The sequence below is a fragment of the Streptomyces flavofungini genome, assembly GCF_030388665.1.
GTDB classification, from domain to species: Bacteria; Actinomycetota; Actinomycetes; order Streptomycetales; family Streptomycetaceae; genus Streptomyces; species Streptomyces flavofungini_A.
Map to the genome: position 1 here is coordinate 8,780,112 of NZ_CP128846.1, position 16,018 is coordinate 8,796,129.

Sequence of the window (16,018 nt, forward strand, 5' to 3'; positions counted from 1 at the left end):
TGGCAGGTGCGTACAGAATGGTCCAGACCAAGATGCCTCCGTTTGGGCATGCGAGCCGACGCAAGAGCACGCAGTCGGCCCGCGGCCCTTCGCGCGGGCTTCTGGGTGTCCTTCGCGACGTGTCCGTCCGGGCGGGTGATCGAAGGTCACATCGCAACAGTGAACTGCGAAACAGATCCCAAGTCGCCCTCGGGGCCGCTGTGGTGATGGAATTTCGGCGGTCAACCTCTTGCGTCCTCCGTGACTCCTCTGCCACATTCACCCCAGCCGAGCATGGCATGCACGCGCCAGGGGAAACCCGCCTTCCGCGTGCGCGCTCCACCCGCATACCTATGCGGTCGCGTCCTTATCGCAGGACGTTTCATCCCCCACACAATGGAGACGAACATGCGAATATCCAGACTCGTCCCCGCGCTCGCGGCCACCGCGCTCGCCGTCCTGGGGCTCGCCCCCACGGCCGCCGCCCAGACCGCGCCGTCCGCCAACGCGCCCACCGTGAAGGCCGGCACCTCCGCGCAGCCGATCATCGGCGGCGGCTACGCCAGCAACGCGCCCTGGGCGGCCCGCCTGTTCTCCAACGGCCGGCAGACCTGCAGCGCCACGATCATCGCCCCGACCTGGATCCTCACCGCGAAGCACTGCGTCAGCGGCGGCGGCCTTTCGTTCCGCATCGGCAGCCTCGACCAGACCTCGGGCGGCACCACGGCCAACGGCGTCAGCGTCCACAACCACGCCGGCTCCGACCTGTCCCTGGTCAAGCTCGACCGCTCCGTGGCGGGCACCTACGCGCGCCTCGGCAACCCGGGCTCCGTGCAGGTCAACCAGACCGTGCAGGTGTACGGCTGGGGCGCCACCTCGCAGTGCGGCCAGGAGATCAACTGCCAGTCGCGGCTCCTGAAGGTCGCCAACGTCGTCGTCACCGGCGGCTGCCGCGACGCCTACCAGGGCCAGGCCATCTGCGCCCGGCGCGGCAACGGCATCACCGCGGGCGGCGACTCGGGCGGCCCGATGATGGCCAACGGCATCCAGGTCGGCGTCGCGTCCACCAGCGACCGCCAGACCACGACCGCGTACACGAACGTGACGGCGTACCGCTCCTGGATCCAGAGCGTCGCGGGCGTCTGACCGCCCCGCCGCCTCCCTCACTCGAGTGAGCAGGCGACACGCTGAGCGGACACCACGCTGAGCAGGCACCACCCAAGCCAGTCCCGTCGCCTCCGCGCGGTCACCGCGCGGAGGCGACGCCGGTACCGCAGCCCCGGCCGACCGCCCGGCCCTCCCGCACAGTTCGGAGACCAGCACGTTGCGTTCCCGCCCGCGCGCCCTGACCGCCGCAGCCCTCGCCGCCACCCTGGCCCTCGGTCTCGCCCCCGCCGCCGACGCGGCGCGACCGGACCACGGACCACCACCGGCGCACACGGAACGGCAGGACCTCGCACGGCAGGACTCCGCAGCGCCCGCCACCCCGGCGACGCACCCGCACGCGACGGTCCCTGTCCGCTCGTACGCGAACGTCCTCGACCTGCAAGGCGTCCCGACCGCCGCGCAGCCCGGCGAGTTCAACCCGGTCAACGTCTTCGCCGACCGCGGTGCCTGGCACGCCTACGCGCTGCCGTCCGCCGACGACCAGGCCTCGTACGGCGGCTTCAGCGGGCCGCTGCACATCGCCCAGGAGTACCCCTGGTGGCTGAGCAAGTCCTTCAGCCGCATCCGGCTCACCGAAGCGGGCAAGAACCTCGACCTCGGCGCGGGCGGCGCCCCGCGCCTGACCTCGCTGCCCGGGGCGCTGCGCCAGACCTACCGCCTCGACGGCCTGCGGCTCACCCTGGACCTGCGCTTCGCCACCGACCGGACCGCCCTGGTCCGGGCCCGGATCCACAACACCGGCCGGGTGCCGCGCACGCTCGGCGCAGGCTGGACCGGCACCCTGCTGCGGCCCGACGCGCCGCCCCAGCGCGACGCGCCCGCCCTCACCGCCACCGCCCGCGGCGCCGCCGTCGGCTTCGCCAGGGTCCGCGAGAAGTGGGACTACCTCACCGACGGCACCGAGCGCTTCGAGGTCACCCATCGCGAGCCCGTCCGCACCACCGTCACGGGCGACACCTACCGCAGCGACCTCGTCGCGCCCCTGACCCTCGCCCCCGGCGCGGCCCGCAGCCTGGACTGGACCGAGAGCTACACGTTCACTGCCGCCGAGCGGGCCCGCGAGGCCACCTCGGTACGTCGCGTCCTCGCCCACCCGGACGCCAACGCGACCGCTGGGGAGGCGCGTTGGCGCCGCTACGTCGCCGCCGTCACCCGCGGCGTGCCCGCCGACCGGCGGCGCCTCGCCGTGAAGTCGCTTCAGACCCTCGTCACCAACTGGCGATCCGCCGCCGGGCGGATCCGGCACGACGCCATCAGCCCCTCGATCTCCTACAAGTGGTTCACCGGCGGCGTCTGGGCCTGGGACACCTGGAAGCAGGCCGTCGGCACCGCGCGCTTCGACCCCCGGCTCGCCCAGTCGCAGATCCGCGCCATGTTCGACCACCAGGTCCGGCCGGACTCACCGACCCGGCCGCAGGACGCCGGCATGATCCCCGACGCCGTCTTCTTCAACGCCCCGTCCGACGGCGGCGGCAACTGGAACGAACGCAACAGCAAACCCCCGTTGGCCGCCTGGGCCGTGCGGGAGGTCTACCGGCGCGGCGGCGACCGTGCCTTCCTGCGCGAGATGTACCCGAAGCTCGCCGCCTACCAGGCCTGGTGGTACCGCAACCGTGACCACGACCACGACGGGCTCGCCGAGTACGGCGCGACCGTCGACCCGGCCAACGACAGCGCCGAACAGCGCAGGCTCGCCGCCGCCTGGGAGAGCGGCATGGACAACGCCCCGCGCTTCGACGCCGCCCTCGGCACCTCCGTCGTGACCAACCGCGACGCCTCGGGCACGGTCACCGGCTACTCCCTCACCCAGGAATCCGTCGACCTCAACGCCTATCTCGCCGCCGACCAGGAGCACCTCGCCGCCATCGCCCGCACGCTGGGGGACCGCGCGGGGGAGCGGCGCTGGCGCGGCCGGGCCGAGGCCACGCACCGGGCGGTGCGCGAGCGGATGTACGAGCCGGGGGACGGTTGGTTCCACGACATCGCTCTCGACGGCGGTGAGCGGCTCACCGCGCGGGGCCGGGGCATCGAGGGCGCCATCCCGCTGTGGACCGGCACGGCGTCGCGCGCACAGGCCGCCGCCGTACGCGACCGCCTCACCGACTCGCGCGAATTCGCCACCCCCGTCCCGTTCCCGACCGTCGCCCGCAGCTCGCCCCACTTCGCCCCGCAGCGCTACTGGCGCGGCCCCGTCTGGCTGGACCAGGCCTACTTCGCGCAGGCGGGCCTGCGGCGCTACGGCCACACGGCACCGGCCCGCGCCCTCACGGACCGGCTCCTGACCGCGGCCCACGGCCTCTCGGCCCGGGGCCCGGTCATGGAGAACTACGACCCCCTGACCGGCGCGCCCCTGAACTCGCCCAACTTCAGCTGGTCGGCGGCGCTGCTGCTGCCGATGCTGAGCCGGCGCTGAAGCCGCTGGTGTGGGTGTGGGTGCGGGTGCGGGTGCGGGGGCTGGCGCGGGCGTCGGCGGACGGGAATCCGGGGCAGGACTTTGAGTCAGGATCTCGCGCCAGAATTCGGCGTGAGGACTCCGCGCCAGGATTCCGCTCAGGGCGTCCAGCGGTGCGCGTATCCCTCGCGCAACGGGCCGCCCAGCAGGTCGAGCACCTGTCTCGCCGCCGCGGCGAGGGGCGCGGGGTCGGCCCGTTCGGCGACGGTCCGATGGCCGCGCAGGAGCGCCGCGCCCAGGACCGGATCCGCTTCGAGGAGCCTGCGGGGAAGCCACTTGCCGACGCCCGTCCACGCGTGGTGGTGGGCGGTGGGCAGGTGCGCCGCCTCGCGCAGGACGTGGTCGGCGACGGACAACTGCTCGTAGCGCCCGGCCGGTTCGGTGCGGTCGGACACGTCGCCCGGGGTGGTCAGGTCGACCAGGTCGTCGACATAGCAGGTGAGGGCGTAGCGGCCGTACTCGCGCTCCTGCGGAGTGAGTGGGGCGGGCCCTGACGCCAGTACCTGCCGGGCCAGTTCGCGGGTGCGGGCGACATGGCCGTGCGGGTCGGCCAGGGGCACGCCCCGGTCGTAGAGGAAGAGCACGGTGCCGCGGCGCCGGGCCCGGTCCCAGGCGAAGAACTCCGGCAGGTCCGCCACGGTGTTGAGGAACAGCTCGGCGACGCGGCCCTCGTGGCGGACCACCTCCCGGCCGCTGTGGCCCCGGTCCGGCAGGAGCACCGCCACGTCGAGGTCGCTGCTCGCCGTGGCCCGGCCGTGGGCGGCCGAACCGCCGAGCAGGGCGCCCAGCGCGTGCGGGTGGCGCGCCGCGACCAGCCGGGCGGCCGCCGCCCGGAACGCGCCCTGATCCTGTCCGTGCTCGGTCATCCGTGCCCCTTCATCCGTGCCCCTTCGCCCGTGCCCCGTCATCTGTGGTCGCTCATCCCCGACCTCTCATCCGCGACCTCTCATCCGCGACCTCTCATCCGTGGTCGCTCATCCGTGGTCGCTCATGGGAGCAGCAGCTCCTCGGCCTCGGCGACCGCGTGCGCCGACGCGGCGGGGTCGTCCGGCCGCAGCCCCGCCACGACCGCGTCGATGCCGCGCAGGCCCGCCCGGCGCAGGAGCTGCTTCTCGTTGGTGACCCAGGCGCCGCGCTCGGCGAGGACGGCGTGCGCGGACTGCAGGGCGGCCGTGGCGATGGCGCCCGCGGTCTCGGTGGCCTGACCGCGCGGTGCGTAGGCGGACTTGGCGTGGCCGAGGGTCATGGCGGCGCGCCGGCGCCACACCGGCGGGGCGGCCTCGCGCAGGGCTCGCGGGTACGCGGGGCGGGGGAGCGTGCTGCGCAGGACCTGGTTGAGGGCGAGTTCGGCGACGACCAGGTAGCTGGGGATGCCCGCGAGGTGGAACATCAGCGGTTCCCAGCGGAACCGGCCCTGTCGGGCCTCGGCGAGCTCGTGCTCGACCGCGTCGAGGTCGCGGTAGTGGACGTCGACGCTCCGGCCGTCGACCGTGAACCACCCGCCGCCGTTGAACACACCGCCGCCCCAGCCGCCGATCTCGGAGGCCTCCCCGGGCCAGCCGACGGCCCGCAGGTCGGCCGGGTCGAAGCGGTCCCGGTAGTACACCGCCAGGTCCCAGTCGCTGTCCGGGGTGTGCGTGCCCTGGGCCCGCGAGCCGCCGAGAGCGACGGCGTGCACGCCGGGGAGTGCCGCGAGCCGGTCGGCGACGGTGTCGAGGAAGCGGTCGTCGTTCGTGTCGGTCATCAACGCTCCGATCGTGTGCCTGCTCACTGAGCCCCCACCACGCACCAGCCGCGCCGGTCCGCTTCGGCGAGGACGCGCCCCCAGTCCTCGAGGAGGCCGGTGAACTCGTCGAAGGTGCGCACCCAGCCACCCCCCTGAGGCTTCGCGGCATGGGGGGGGGAAGGCCGCACGCAGCCCACCCGGCCGAGGCCGCACCCGCTCCCACGTCCCGGCCAGGCGCCGCACGCCGTCGGGTGACCGTGCGAGCGGCACGCCGTGCGGGACGGCGGAGCCCGCGCGGCCACTGCCAGTCACCCTCGACCGCACACGCGGCGCCCGGGCCGAGGTCCCACAGGCCCGTCTCGTCGGCGTACCAGGCCTCCCGCAGCCGTGGCAGCCGTTCGCTGGGCGGCATCCCGCCGAGCCACGACCGGTCGGCGATCAGCACGTTGATGTCCAGGCCCATTGGGACGAGCTTAGTGAGGGGGCGCTCGCGCCCGGGTACCCCCTCCCACCGGGCTCACCAGCTGTGCTCGACCTCGGTGCTGTGACGTTCAGTGTGTCGGCCAGTTCTGGGACGTACCGAGCGTGCCGGCCCCGAAGCTCCCACCGGGGCACCGGGAAGGCGATAGCCCCCGGTGGTTCTCGGGACTCCGCACAGGCCCCGGTCGAAGGGGCAACGGAGAGGTGCAAGTTGGAGTCCCGGCAGAGACATCACGTCCCAGTCGCATGGCCGTGCGGGCGCGGGCCCCGCGCATCTGACCCGCCGATACCGAAAGAGAGACCAGGAACGGCTGCGTCTTGCCGAGGCGGGTCCGGAACGCTCACCGGCCGATGAGTTCCGGTGGTGCCTGGGGTCCTACAGGATGAACGTCACTCGTCCGAAGGGACCCACCATGCCCGCGCACACCGAACAGCACCGCAAGGTCATCGCCGACGCTGTCGTCTCGATGGACGGATACACCAGTACAGGCCCCGAGGACGACATGAGCTGGGCCATGGAACACATCACCAGCGAGCAGAGCGAAGTCATGTATGAGGGGATCTGGCGCGGAGTGAGCACAGCGGTCGTGGGTCGTGTCAACTGGGAGGGGTTCACCTCCGTATGGCCCGGCCTGACCAGTGACCCGAGCAGTTCGGCCCGGACCCGCGATCTGGGCCATTGGCTCGCCACCGTCGACAAGGTGGTCATCTCCACGACCCTGCAGCAGTCCGACCTCGACAAGACGGAATGGACCAACGCCCGAGTCTCCCGCGACCTCGAAACCGAGGTGCGCTCTCTCAAGGCAGCGCCGGGCCGCGACATCCTCGTCCTGAACAGCGCCAGCATCATCCAGGCGTTGCTCAAGGCCGACCTGATCGACGAACTCTGCATGACCGTACTCCCGACGACCCTCGGCCGGGGAGTGCGCCTGCTGCCCGACGGCCTCTCGTCGAAATGGCGGCTTTCCCACGCCATCACCATCCCCGAGACAGGCGCCGTCGCCCTGACCTACCGCCGCCCATGAGGGTGCCGCGACTGCGGGGAGCGCGAGAAGGAGACCTACGTCGCCTCCCGGCGAGAGCGGCCGGTCATGGTTCCCCCCTGCGCCGGAGGTCATCCCGACCGCTCGCTGCGCCCACGATCCAGTAGATGCCCAACCGCCCACCTGGGGTCAGGACAGCGCCGTGGGAGTCAGCCGGCCGGTCGGAGGGGGAAGCCGCGGGCGGAGAGGGCTGAGTTCACCGGGGTGCGGGGCGGCGCCCGCGTCGTAGCCGCGGGTGGCGCACCCCGATCAAGTCGGTGAACTCCATCGCCTTGTGCCACCCGCGCACGATCCTGACCGGATCGACAACACCTGGCTCGTCCCTGCCCTCGGGTCCGTCCCACCACGCGTCGTCGTCTTCCTCACCGAGCTCCGCCTGCTCGAACCGAGCCTGGTTGGCCAGCTGACGTGTTTGCTGGTCCACCATCGCCTTGAACGCCGCCTCCGGCCGGTGCGGCAGACCACACGCCGCCTGCGCCGGGACCTGCTCGTCGGTGGCTGATCAGTGCTGGTAGCTGGTGTAGGTGGCGTAGCCCGCCGTGCCGCCCTGGTACCAGGTGTCGGGGTCGGCGGTGGCCAGGGGCAGGCTCGCGCGGAAGCGCTCGACGAGGTCGGGGTTGGCGAGGAAGGCGCGGCCGTAGCTGATGAGGTCGGCGCCCTGGGCGAGCCAGTGCTCGCCGGCGGCCCGGTCGCCCGCCCGCGGGCCTATCTGTCCGCCGGGGTTGACGATGTAGGCGCCGGGCCACGCCTTGCGCAGCTCGACGAGGGTGTCCTCGTCGGTGCCGGTGAGGACGTGCAGGTAGGCGAGGCCGAGCGGGGCCAGGGCCGCGGCGAGCGCGGTGTACAGCTCGGGCACGTCGTCCTCGACGATGTCCCAGACGGTGCCGCCGGGGGAGAGGCGCAGGCCGACGCGGTCGGCGCCGATGGCCGCGGCGGCGGCCTCGGTGGCCTCGACGGCGAAGCGGATGCGGCCGGTGATCGATCCGCCGTATGCGTCGGTGCGGCGGTTGGTGTTGGAGGCGAGGAACTGCTGGATGAAATAGCCGTTGGCGCCGTGGAGTTCGACGCCGTCGAACCCGGCGTCGACGGCCCGCCGGGCCGCGTCGGCGAAGACCTGCACCTCGTCCCGGACCTCAGCCGTGGTGAGGGCGCGCGGGACCGGGGCGGCCCGACGGCCGCGCGGGCCTGTGAACAGGGGCGACTCAAGGGCGATGGCGGACGGCGCGACGGGGTGGTGTCCGGCGACGTCGGGGTGGCCGACGCGCCCGGCGTGCATGAGCTGGGCGAAGACGCGGCCGCCGTTGGTGTGGACGGCGTCGGTCACCGGCCGCCACGCGGCGACCTGTTCGTCGGTGTGCAGGCCAGGGGTGTGGGGGTTGGACTGGCCCGTGAGGCTCGGCTGCACGCCCTCGGTGACGAGGAGCCCGGCGGTCGCGCGCTGCGCGTAGTACGTCGCCGTGAGCTCGCCGGGGATGCCGTCGGCGGTGGCGCGGGCGCGGGTCATGGGTGCCATGACGAGGCGGTTGGGCAGCGTCAGGCCGCCGAGCTGGAAACTGTCGAACAGGCTGGTCACAGTCGTGTCCTTCGCGTAGTACCGGCGAGTGCGGGGTGGTGCGTCGGCTACGCTAAAACCTGACGTTGACGTCAGAGGCAAGTGTGGGCGGCGGCGGGCCGGGGCCAAGTCCGGCCGGGACCACGTACGGCGGGCGGCGGCGCCCGGCCGGTGGGGCGTGCGGGATCGGAGGAGGGCTCTTGAGGATCGGTGAACTCGCGGCGGCGACCGGGGTGAGCGTGCGGGCGCTGCGGTACTACGAGGAGCAGGCCCTGCTGTCCGCGGACCGCAGCCCGAGCGGCCAGCGGCACTACCCGGCCGCCGCGGTCGAGCGCGTCCGGTGGATCCAGCAGTTGTACGCGGCCGGGCTCGCGAGCAAGACCATCGTGAAACTGCTGCCCTGCTTCGAGACCGAGGACGTGACCCCGCAGGTCCTGGAGCTGCTGCGCGCCGAACGCGCCCGTATCGACGGGCAGATCACCGGCATGCTGGAGACCCGGGACCGCCTCGACGCGGCGATCGCCATGACCGGTGAGGCTCGGGACCGCGGCCGCCCCTGCTGACCCTGAGGTCGCGCCGGGTCCTCCGGGACCGGGACCTCGACAGGCGCTGCGTGCGGTGCGGTGTCAGGTGCCGATGACCCGCAACGACACCCACAGCGCGAGCGTGGCGACGAGCAGCGCCGCGGGGACGGTCAGGAGCCCGAGGACCGTGAACTCCTTGAGTCGCACGTCGTGCTCGTGCTGATGGGTGATGCGGCGCCAGAGCAGCGTGGCCAGGGACCCCGCGTAGGTGAGGTTGGGGCCGATGTTGACCCCGATGAGGACGGCGAGGACCGCTCCTGGCCCCGAGGCGGCGGCCAGCGGGGTGAGGGCGAGCACGGCGGGCAGGTTGTTGATCAGGTTCGCGAGGACGGCGGCGAGCGCGGCGGTGCCGAGGAGCGCGGGCAGGGACGTGCCGTCGGGCAGGGCGTGGCCGAGCGCGTCGCCGAGGCCGTTGTCGATGACGGCGCGGACGACGACGCCGAGGGCCAGGACGAACGCCAGGAACGGCAGGCTCGCGGAGCGGACGATGGCCGCCGGTGTGGTGTGCCGCCGGGTCAGGGCGCGGGCCGCCATGACGGTCGCGCCGGCCGCCGCGGCCCAGGCCGGGTCGACGTCGACCGCGGAGGCCACCGCGAACCCGGCGAGCGTCGCGGCGACGGTCACCAGCGCGAACAGCGGCACCTCCGGGCGTTCCTCGGCCCCGTCGTCGGCGGTGGGCGCGTCGAGGTCGGCCGCGAAGTAGCGGCGGAACACGAGGTACTCGACGGCGATCGCGGCCAGCCACGGCAGCAGCATCAGGAGCGCGAAGCGGGTGAACGTCAGCCCCGTCGCGGTGAACGCGAGCAGGTTCGTCAGGTTCGACACCGGCAGCAGCAGCGACGCTGTGTTCGACAGGTGGGCGCAGGCGTAGGCGTGCGGCCTGGGCGACGTGCCCATGCGCGTCGCCGTGGCGAACACCACCGGGGTGAGCAGGACCACCGTGGCGTCCAGGCTCAGGGCGGCGGTCACGACCGACGCGAGCGCGAAGACCGAGCCCAGCAGCCGTCGCGGCCGGTGCCGGGCCCAGCGGGCCGTCCAGGTGCCGCAGGCCCGGAAGAGACCCTCGTCGTCGCAGAGCTTCGCGAGTACCAGGACGGCCGCGAGGAAACCGATCACCGGACCGAGCCGGGCCGCCTCGTCGCGCACGTCGTCCAGCGGGATCGCTCCCGTGACGATGACGAGGGCGGCAGCGGGCACGGCGAACACCGCCTCCGGCCGCCCGAAGGGACGGATGACGGCGCACACCAGGACGACGATCAGGGCGCCGACGGACAGAGACTCGAGGAGCATGACCTCGATCATTCACGGTGCCCCGCCCGGGCCCGGACGCCACCCCCGGAACAAGCGGAGCAATTGGTTCAGTCGCGGCCCCGGGCCTCGCGGAACCGCGCCAGGCCCTCCGCGAGATCGACGATCGGCTCGGGGTAGTCGAAGCGGGCGCGGTCGAGCCCCTCCAGCCGCCACGGCTCGTGCGCCGCGGCGCCGTCCAATTCCGCCAGTTCGGGTACCCAGCGGCGTACGTACGTCCCGTCCGGGTCGTGGCGCTTGCCCTGCAGCACGGGGTTGAGGACGCGGTTCGGGCGCATGTCGTTGCCGGTGCCCGCCGTCCACTGCCAGTTCAGCTGGTTCGCGGCGATGTCGCCGTCCACCAGGTGGCGCAGGAAGTGCCGGGCGCCGACGCGCCAGTCCACGTACAGCGTCTTCGTCAGGAAGCTCGCGACGATCAGCCGGCCGCGGTTGTGCATCCACCCTTCGTGCGCGAGCTGCCGCATCGCGGCGTCCACGACCGGGAACCCGGTGCGCCCCCGCCGCCACGCCTCGATGTCGTCGGCCGCCTCGTCCTCGTCGCGCCAGCGGTCGTGCCGGTCCCGGTAGTCGGCCGACGCCACGCGCGGCCGGGCCGCGAGCACCTGGTGGTGGAAGTCCCGCCAGCACAACTGGCGCACGAACGCGTCCGGGCCCGGCCCGTCCTTCCCGCCCGCGCGGTGGACGAGTTCCACCGGCGAGAGCGTGCCGAAGTGCAGATGCGGGGAGAGCCGGGAGGTCAGGTCGCCCGCCAGATCGTCGTGGCCGTCGGCGTAGCCCGCGATCCCCGAACGCAGCCACGCCGCCAGCACGGCCCGCGCCTCCGCCTCGCCGCCGGGCGGCACCCCGGGCGACACGTCCTGTACGTCGGCGCGCGCCGGCACCCGGTCCGACACGAGGCCGGACGGAACACGGACGGCGCGCGGGGCGGCGACGACGTCCCGCAGGCCGTGCTGCGACCAGCGCCTGAAGTACGGCGTGAACACGGCGAAGTGGTCGTTGCCCGCCGGGGTCACCGCGCCCGGCGCGACGGCCGTGACCACGCAGTCGTGGACGTGCAGCGCGCAGCCGCGCTCCGCGAGGGCGGCCCGCAGCCGCCGCTCCCTGGCCTGCGCGAAGCCGCTGGTCCCCGCCGCCATGTGCACGGACCCGGCACCCGTCGCCGCGATCACCGCCGTCACCTGGTCCACGACGTCCCCGGACCGCACGACGAGCCGCCCGCCGCGCTCGCGCAGGGACTCGTCCAGCGCCGTCAGGCAGTCGGCGAGAAAGGCGAGGCGGTTGGGCGCGGCGAACCCCGCGGCGTCGACGCGGTCGTCCCGGACGAAGAGCGGCACGATGTCGGCCGCCTCGTTCAGCGCGGCACGCAGCGGGGGATGGTCGTGCAGCCGCAGGTCGGACGTGAACAGGACGATCGACACGTTCATGGCGCTACTCCTGGGTGCGGTACTTCGGGCGGGGGCCGCGGCACTTCGGGTGAGGTTGCGGTACGTCGGGGGGCCGCGGTACTTCGAGTGAGGTTGCGCTACGTCGGGGCGGGGGCGCGGCAGCCGACGGTGACGACGTACGATCACCTGCCGCTCAGTCTCTCCGTAAAGGTCCCTGCCCGTGCCCTCCGCCATACCGAGCCCCTCGCGATCCGGCCCGCCGTCTCCGGAGACGGTCCTTTCGCCCCCGAAGGGCGTCCGGCTGTCCCCGCACGGGGGCGTGGTGTCTCCGGAGACGTGTACGAGGGATGAGGGCGGCGAGCGGCTGCGGGCCCTGCTGTGGCGTGCGGGGCCGGGCTGGCGGATGGTCAGCAGCGCTGTCCTGGGCGGTGGCATCGGAGAGCGCTCCTGGGTGCTCAACGCACAGGTCTCGCACGGCTATCGGCGCACCGACCCGGAACGGCACCTGGCGGAACTCGCCCGCGCGGCGGGAGCGGACGGGCCCGGCGTCGGCCTGATGACCGCCGCCGACGTCTCCGCGTACGCACACGCCGACGACGGCGGCGCGGAGGCCGTCGTGACCGCGGGCGTCAGGGTGCGCGGCTGGGCGGCGGCCCCGGACGAGGGGTCCCTGCACCCGGCACGGCCCGGCACGATCAACATCGTCGTCGCGCTACCGGTCGCCCTCACCGACGCCGCCCTGGTGAACGCCGTCGCCACCGCCACGGAGGCCAAGGTGCAGGCGCTCCTGGACGCCTCCCACGACTGCTCGGGCACCCCCACGGACGCGGTGTGCGTAGCCGCCCGCGTCCCACGCGCCGGGGACGAGGTGCACGCCTTCGCCGGGCCGAGGTCCCTGTGGGGCGCCCGCCTCGCCCGGGCCGTCCACCGCGCCGTGCTCACGGCGAGCCGCCCACCGGCCGCGCCCGCCGGGCCCTGAGGGCCTGACTGCGCACCCCCGCCCGCGCCCGGACGCCCGGCACGTACGCTCGCCGCACGTCGCGGCGCCCGCGTCCACCCGGGCCCAAGGCCTGCCCCCCGGCTGCCCCACCTGCCGCAACGCGCGGTCCCGGACGGCTGACCCGGCCGAATCGCCGACCCGGCACCGCACCGATGTCAGTGCCCCCTGCGAACGTGGAGGCATGACCACCACCACGCGCGCCGCACCCGGCGACCTGGTCGCGGCCCTGCGACTGCCGGTGTGGAACACCCTGTCCGCGCGCGCCGAAGGGCTGCGCCGGGAACTGCCGCCCCGCCCCGACGCGCCGGCCGAGCGCTTCGCGTGGCTGCGTTCCCTCACGCCCGAGCAGGCCAGGGACGCGGCCCTCCTCGACCACCTCGACGCGCTCTGCGGACACCTCGACGGAAAGCCCGCCCTCGGCTACGCAGCCGACGACCCGCTGCCGGACGCCGCCCTGGAGGCCGCCGAGGGCTTCAACCCGCAGCTGACCGCGCTCATCACCCGCTATCGGGCGGCACGTGGCGCAGGACCCGCCGGACGGGCCGAAGGACGGCGCCACGAGCGGCCCTGACCCGGCCGCTTCCGGACCGGGCGCCCGGAGGGGCTGGTATCGGTGGCTCGAATGGCTCGAATGGAGTGGAACTGGCCCACGAGGTGGGGGTTTTCTGGTGGGGCGGCTGCACAAGGAGGATTTCCGGCCATGAGCATGACGAAGATACCGGGCCCCGACCCCCGGCCGGACGGCGGTGTGGGCGCCGTCACGGAGGCGGGCGGTCTGCACCAGTACCAACTGCGGCTGCACGCCGAGTACGGCCCCGTCGTGCGGTTCCAACTGCCCGGCGCGGAGACAGCCGTGTCCGTCGCCGACCCCGTGCTCCTCGAAGCCACCGCGCACCTCAACGAACGCCCGGACCAGCTCTTCGAATTCCTCACGCCGCTGTGCGAGGCGGACAACCTCCAGGTCATCCCGGCCGCCGACCACACGCCGTGGCGCCGGATCCTCCTGTCGGTGTTCGCCGGCCGCCCCTCCCACGAGCGGCACTTCGCGACCTTCACCGCGCTGACGCAGGACCTCGCCGACGGCTGGGCCGCGCGGGCCGACGGCGAGCCCGTCGAACTCCAGAAGGACCTCACCGCCCTGACCCTGCGGATGATCTGCGCGTACGCCCTCGGAGGCACCGGCGCCGCCGACCCCGACCGCGTCATCACCGCGTTCGAGGACGTCCTCACCGAGTACCTGGGACGGCTCTACCACGTGCCCGTCCCCGGCACCCAGGAGGAACGCGCCGAGCGCGCGGAAGCGGCCCTGGCCGAGCTGCGCGCGACGGTCGACCAGGTCGTCGCGGCGCACCGCTCCGACGGCCGCGCCGACCGCAGCGACCTCATCGGGGCGCTCGTCGAGGCCGGGGAACCGCCCGCGCGGATCCGCGACACCGTCATGGCGACGCTCCTCGCCGCCCACCACACCACGGGCGTGGCCGTCTCCTGGACCCTGCACCTGCTCGCCGGGCACCCCGACGTGGCCGCGCGCGTCACCGACGAACTGGACCGTGTGCTCGGCGACCGCGCCGCCCCCGACTACGCCGACCTGCGCCGGCTGACGTACCTGGACATGGTCCTCAAGGAGTCGATGCGGCTCTACCCGCCAGGACCCTACGGCGCCCGGGAGACCACCGACGCCCTCGTCGTCGGCGACTACGAGATCCCCGCGGGGGCGACGGTCTTCTACCCCTTCTGGGCCGTCCACATGAACCCCGAGCACTGGCCCGATCCCGAGCGGTTCGACCCCGGGCGGTTCACGCCCGAGGAGATCGCGAAACGGCCGCGGCTCGCCCACATCCCCTTCGGCATCGGCCCGCGGAGCTGCGAGGGCGCGAACCTGGCCGTGGTCGAGGCCCAACTGATCCTGGCCGTCCTGCTCAAACGCTTCCGCTTCCGGCCCGTACCGGGCCACGAGGTCACGCCGGTCGAGCGGTTCGTGCTCTGGGCCGCCGACGACATCCGCATGCGGGTGAGCCCCCGCCGCCCCGCGTAGGACAGGGCACGGCCCCCGTGCGGGACGGGGAACATCCGTCCCACACGAGCAGGCCGGAACCGGCCAGGGCGGGGGCACGGCCCGGCGGCGTCCTGCCGCACGCCGAGAGCGGCCCGGGACCCGTCCCGCAGCGCACACCACGTACCGCGTGACGCAGAAGACGCACCTGGCGAAAGGGAAGACACAGTGACGAACGACGAGGTTCGCGAGGCCACTCCCGACGACGCACGCCTGGTCATCGAGTACGCCTTCGGAGGGGTGGCGGCGCAGGCCATGCGCGCGGCCCTGCGCCTGCGCGTGGTCGAGCTGATCGGCGACAAGGAGACGACGGCGGACGACGTGGCCGCCCGGGCCGCCGCGGCCCCACAGCCCATGGCACGGCTGCTGCGCGCCCTGGCGAGCATGGGCCTGCTGGAGGAACGCGCCGCGGGCACCTTCGCCGTCACGCCCGCCGGAGCCCTCCTGGACCCCGCGCGCCCCGGCTCCCTCGCGTCCATCGCCCGGATGTTCACCGACCCGATGATGCTGCGCGGCTGGGAGCGGCTGGACGACAGCGTCCGCACCGGCGACATCGCCTTCGACCAGGTCTTCGGTACGGACTTCTTCGGTCACCTCAAGCAACACCCGGACCTGTCGGCCGAGTTCAACAAGGCGATGAGCCAGGGGACCCGGCAGACCGCCGCGGCGCTGCCGGGCGCCGTCGACTTCGGGCGGTTCAAGACGGTCATGGACATCGGCGGCGGCGACGGCACGCTGCTCAGCGCCGTGCTGCGGGAGCACCCCGCCGTCACCGGCGTCGTCTACGACACCGAGGAGGGCCTGGCCCAGGCCCCGGCCACGCTGAGCCGGGACGGGCTCACCGACCGGTGTTCCCTGGTGGCCGGGGACTTCTTCCGCTCGGTACCCGAAGGCGCCGACCTCCACATGATGAAGAGCATCGTCCACGACTGGTCGGACGACCAGGTGGTAACGATCCTCAGCCACTGCCGCGCGGCGCTGCCGCCCGGCGGCCGCGTCCTGATCGTGGAGCCCGTCCTCCCCGAGACCGTCGACCCGCAGACCGCCGGGCGCGTCTACCTGAGCGATCTGAACATGCTGGTGAACGTCGGCGGCAGGGAACGCACCCGCGCGGAGTTCGAGGAGGTCTGCCGACGGGCCGGGTTCACGGTCACGTCCGTCACGCCGCTGCCGCAGGCCCCGCCCTTCCACGCCATCGAGGCCGAGGTCGCCGCCGACTGACGGTGCGGCGGTCCGGCGGGCGGCCCGGGACGCACAGGGGCCCTGGTCCCGGGGGAGGTGCCACCCGG

At 73.7% G+C, this 16,018-nt stretch carries 13 protein-coding genes and 1 pseudogene; 8 read left to right on the plus strand and 6 right to left on the minus strand.

Going from position 1 to position 16,018, the window contains the following annotated elements; all coding sequences use genetic code 11:
- Window positions 1-387 precede the first annotated feature (387 nt).
- Complete coding sequence (locus QUY26_RS38085; protein WP_289954926.1) at window positions 388-1,125, plus strand: S1 family peptidase; 738 nt, start codon at window positions 388-390, stop codon at window positions 1,123-1,125.
- Between the two features lie 178 nt (window positions 1,126-1,303).
- A complete protein-coding gene (locus tag QUY26_RS38090; RefSeq protein WP_289954929.1) occupies window positions 1,304-3,559 on the plus strand; it encodes an MGH1-like glycoside hydrolase domain-containing protein in 2,256 nt (751 codons plus the stop codon).
- Window positions 3,560-3,696: 137 nt separating this feature from the next.
- Here QUY26_RS38090 and QUY26_RS38095 read toward each other — a convergent pair whose 3' ends face one another.
- Together QUY26_RS38095 and QUY26_RS38100 are read right to left on the minus strand one after the other, a co-directional pair.
- Complete coding sequence (locus QUY26_RS38095; protein ID WP_289954931.1) at window positions 3,697-4,464, minus strand: nucleotidyltransferase domain-containing protein; 768 nt, start codon at window positions 4,462-4,464, stop codon at window positions 3,697-3,699.
- Between the two features lie 122 nt (window positions 4,465-4,586).
- Window positions 4,587-5,342 carry a nucleotidyltransferase domain-containing protein gene (locus QUY26_RS38100; protein WP_289954933.1) on the minus strand — a complete coding sequence of 252 codons (756 nt, stop codon included), beginning with the start codon at window positions 5,340-5,342 and terminating at the stop codon, window positions 4,587-4,589.
- A gap of 875 nt (window positions 5,343-6,217) precedes the next feature.
- On the opposite strand from QUY26_RS38100, the gene QUY26_RS38105 reads away from it, so the two are divergent.
- Window positions 6,218-6,829, plus strand: a complete 612-nt coding sequence (locus tag QUY26_RS38105; protein ID WP_289954935.1) for a dihydrofolate reductase family protein — start codon at window positions 6,218-6,220, stop codon at window positions 6,827-6,829.
- 214 nt (window positions 6,830-7,043) lie between these two features.
- Here QUY26_RS38105 and QUY26_RS38110 read toward each other — a convergent pair.
- Both QUY26_RS38110 and QUY26_RS38115 read right to left on the minus strand, forming a co-directional pair.
- Window positions 7,044-7,331, minus strand: a pseudogene (locus QUY26_RS38110) (hypothetical protein); the annotation flags it as partial.
- A gap of 18 nt (window positions 7,332-7,349) precedes the next feature.
- Window positions 7,350-8,420 (minus strand): alkene reductase, encoded by a 1,071-nt coding sequence (locus QUY26_RS38115; protein ID WP_289954937.1) that lies wholly within the window; start codon window positions 8,418-8,420, stop codon window positions 7,350-7,352.
- Window positions 8,421-8,599: 179 nt separating this feature from the next.
- Here QUY26_RS38115 and QUY26_RS38120 point away from each other — a divergent pair, with 179 nt between their 5' ends.
- Entirely contained in the window at window positions 8,600-8,962 is a 363-nt protein-coding gene (locus QUY26_RS38120; RefSeq protein ID WP_289954939.1) for a MerR family transcriptional regulator, read from the plus strand.
- 63 nt (window positions 8,963-9,025) lie between these two features.
- On the opposite strand, the gene QUY26_RS38125 is transcribed toward QUY26_RS38120, so the two are convergent.
- On the minus strand, window positions 9,026-10,273 hold the full coding sequence (locus tag QUY26_RS38125) for an SLC13 family permease (protein WP_289954942.1): 1,248 nt from the start codon (window positions 10,271-10,273) through the stop codon (window positions 9,026-9,028).
- Between the two features lie 68 nt (window positions 10,274-10,341).
- Complete coding sequence (locus QUY26_RS38130) at window positions 10,342-11,715, minus strand: cryptochrome/photolyase family protein (RefSeq protein ID WP_289954943.1); 1,374 nt, start codon at window positions 11,713-11,715, stop codon at window positions 10,342-10,344.
- 262 nt (window positions 11,716-11,977) lie between these two features.
- Here QUY26_RS38130 and QUY26_RS38135 point away from each other — a divergent pair, with 262 nt between their 5' ends.
- The 4 genes from QUY26_RS38135 (at window position 11,978) to QUY26_RS38150 (ending at window position 15,950) form a co-directional block, all read left to right on the plus strand.
- Complete coding sequence (locus tag QUY26_RS38135; RefSeq protein ID WP_436840554.1) at window positions 11,978-12,655, plus strand: adenosylcobinamide amidohydrolase; 678 nt, start codon at window positions 11,978-11,980, stop codon at window positions 12,653-12,655.
- Between the two features lie 202 nt (window positions 12,656-12,857).
- Window positions 12,858-13,247: a hypothetical protein gene (locus QUY26_RS38140; protein ID WP_289954948.1), complete on the plus strand. Its 390-nt coding sequence runs from the start codon at window positions 12,858-12,860 to the stop codon at window positions 13,245-13,247.
- Window positions 13,248-13,376: 129 nt separating this feature from the next.
- Window positions 13,377-14,711, plus strand: coding sequence for a cytochrome P450 (locus QUY26_RS38145; RefSeq protein ID WP_289954951.1), 1,335 nt, complete (start codon window positions 13,377-13,379; stop codon window positions 14,709-14,711).
- A 186-nt stretch (window positions 14,712-14,897) separates the two neighbouring features.
- A complete protein-coding gene (locus QUY26_RS38150) occupies window positions 14,898-15,950 on the plus strand; it encodes a methyltransferase (RefSeq protein WP_289954953.1) in 1,053 nt (350 codons plus the stop codon).
- Window positions 15,951-16,018: the final 68 nt, after the last annotated feature.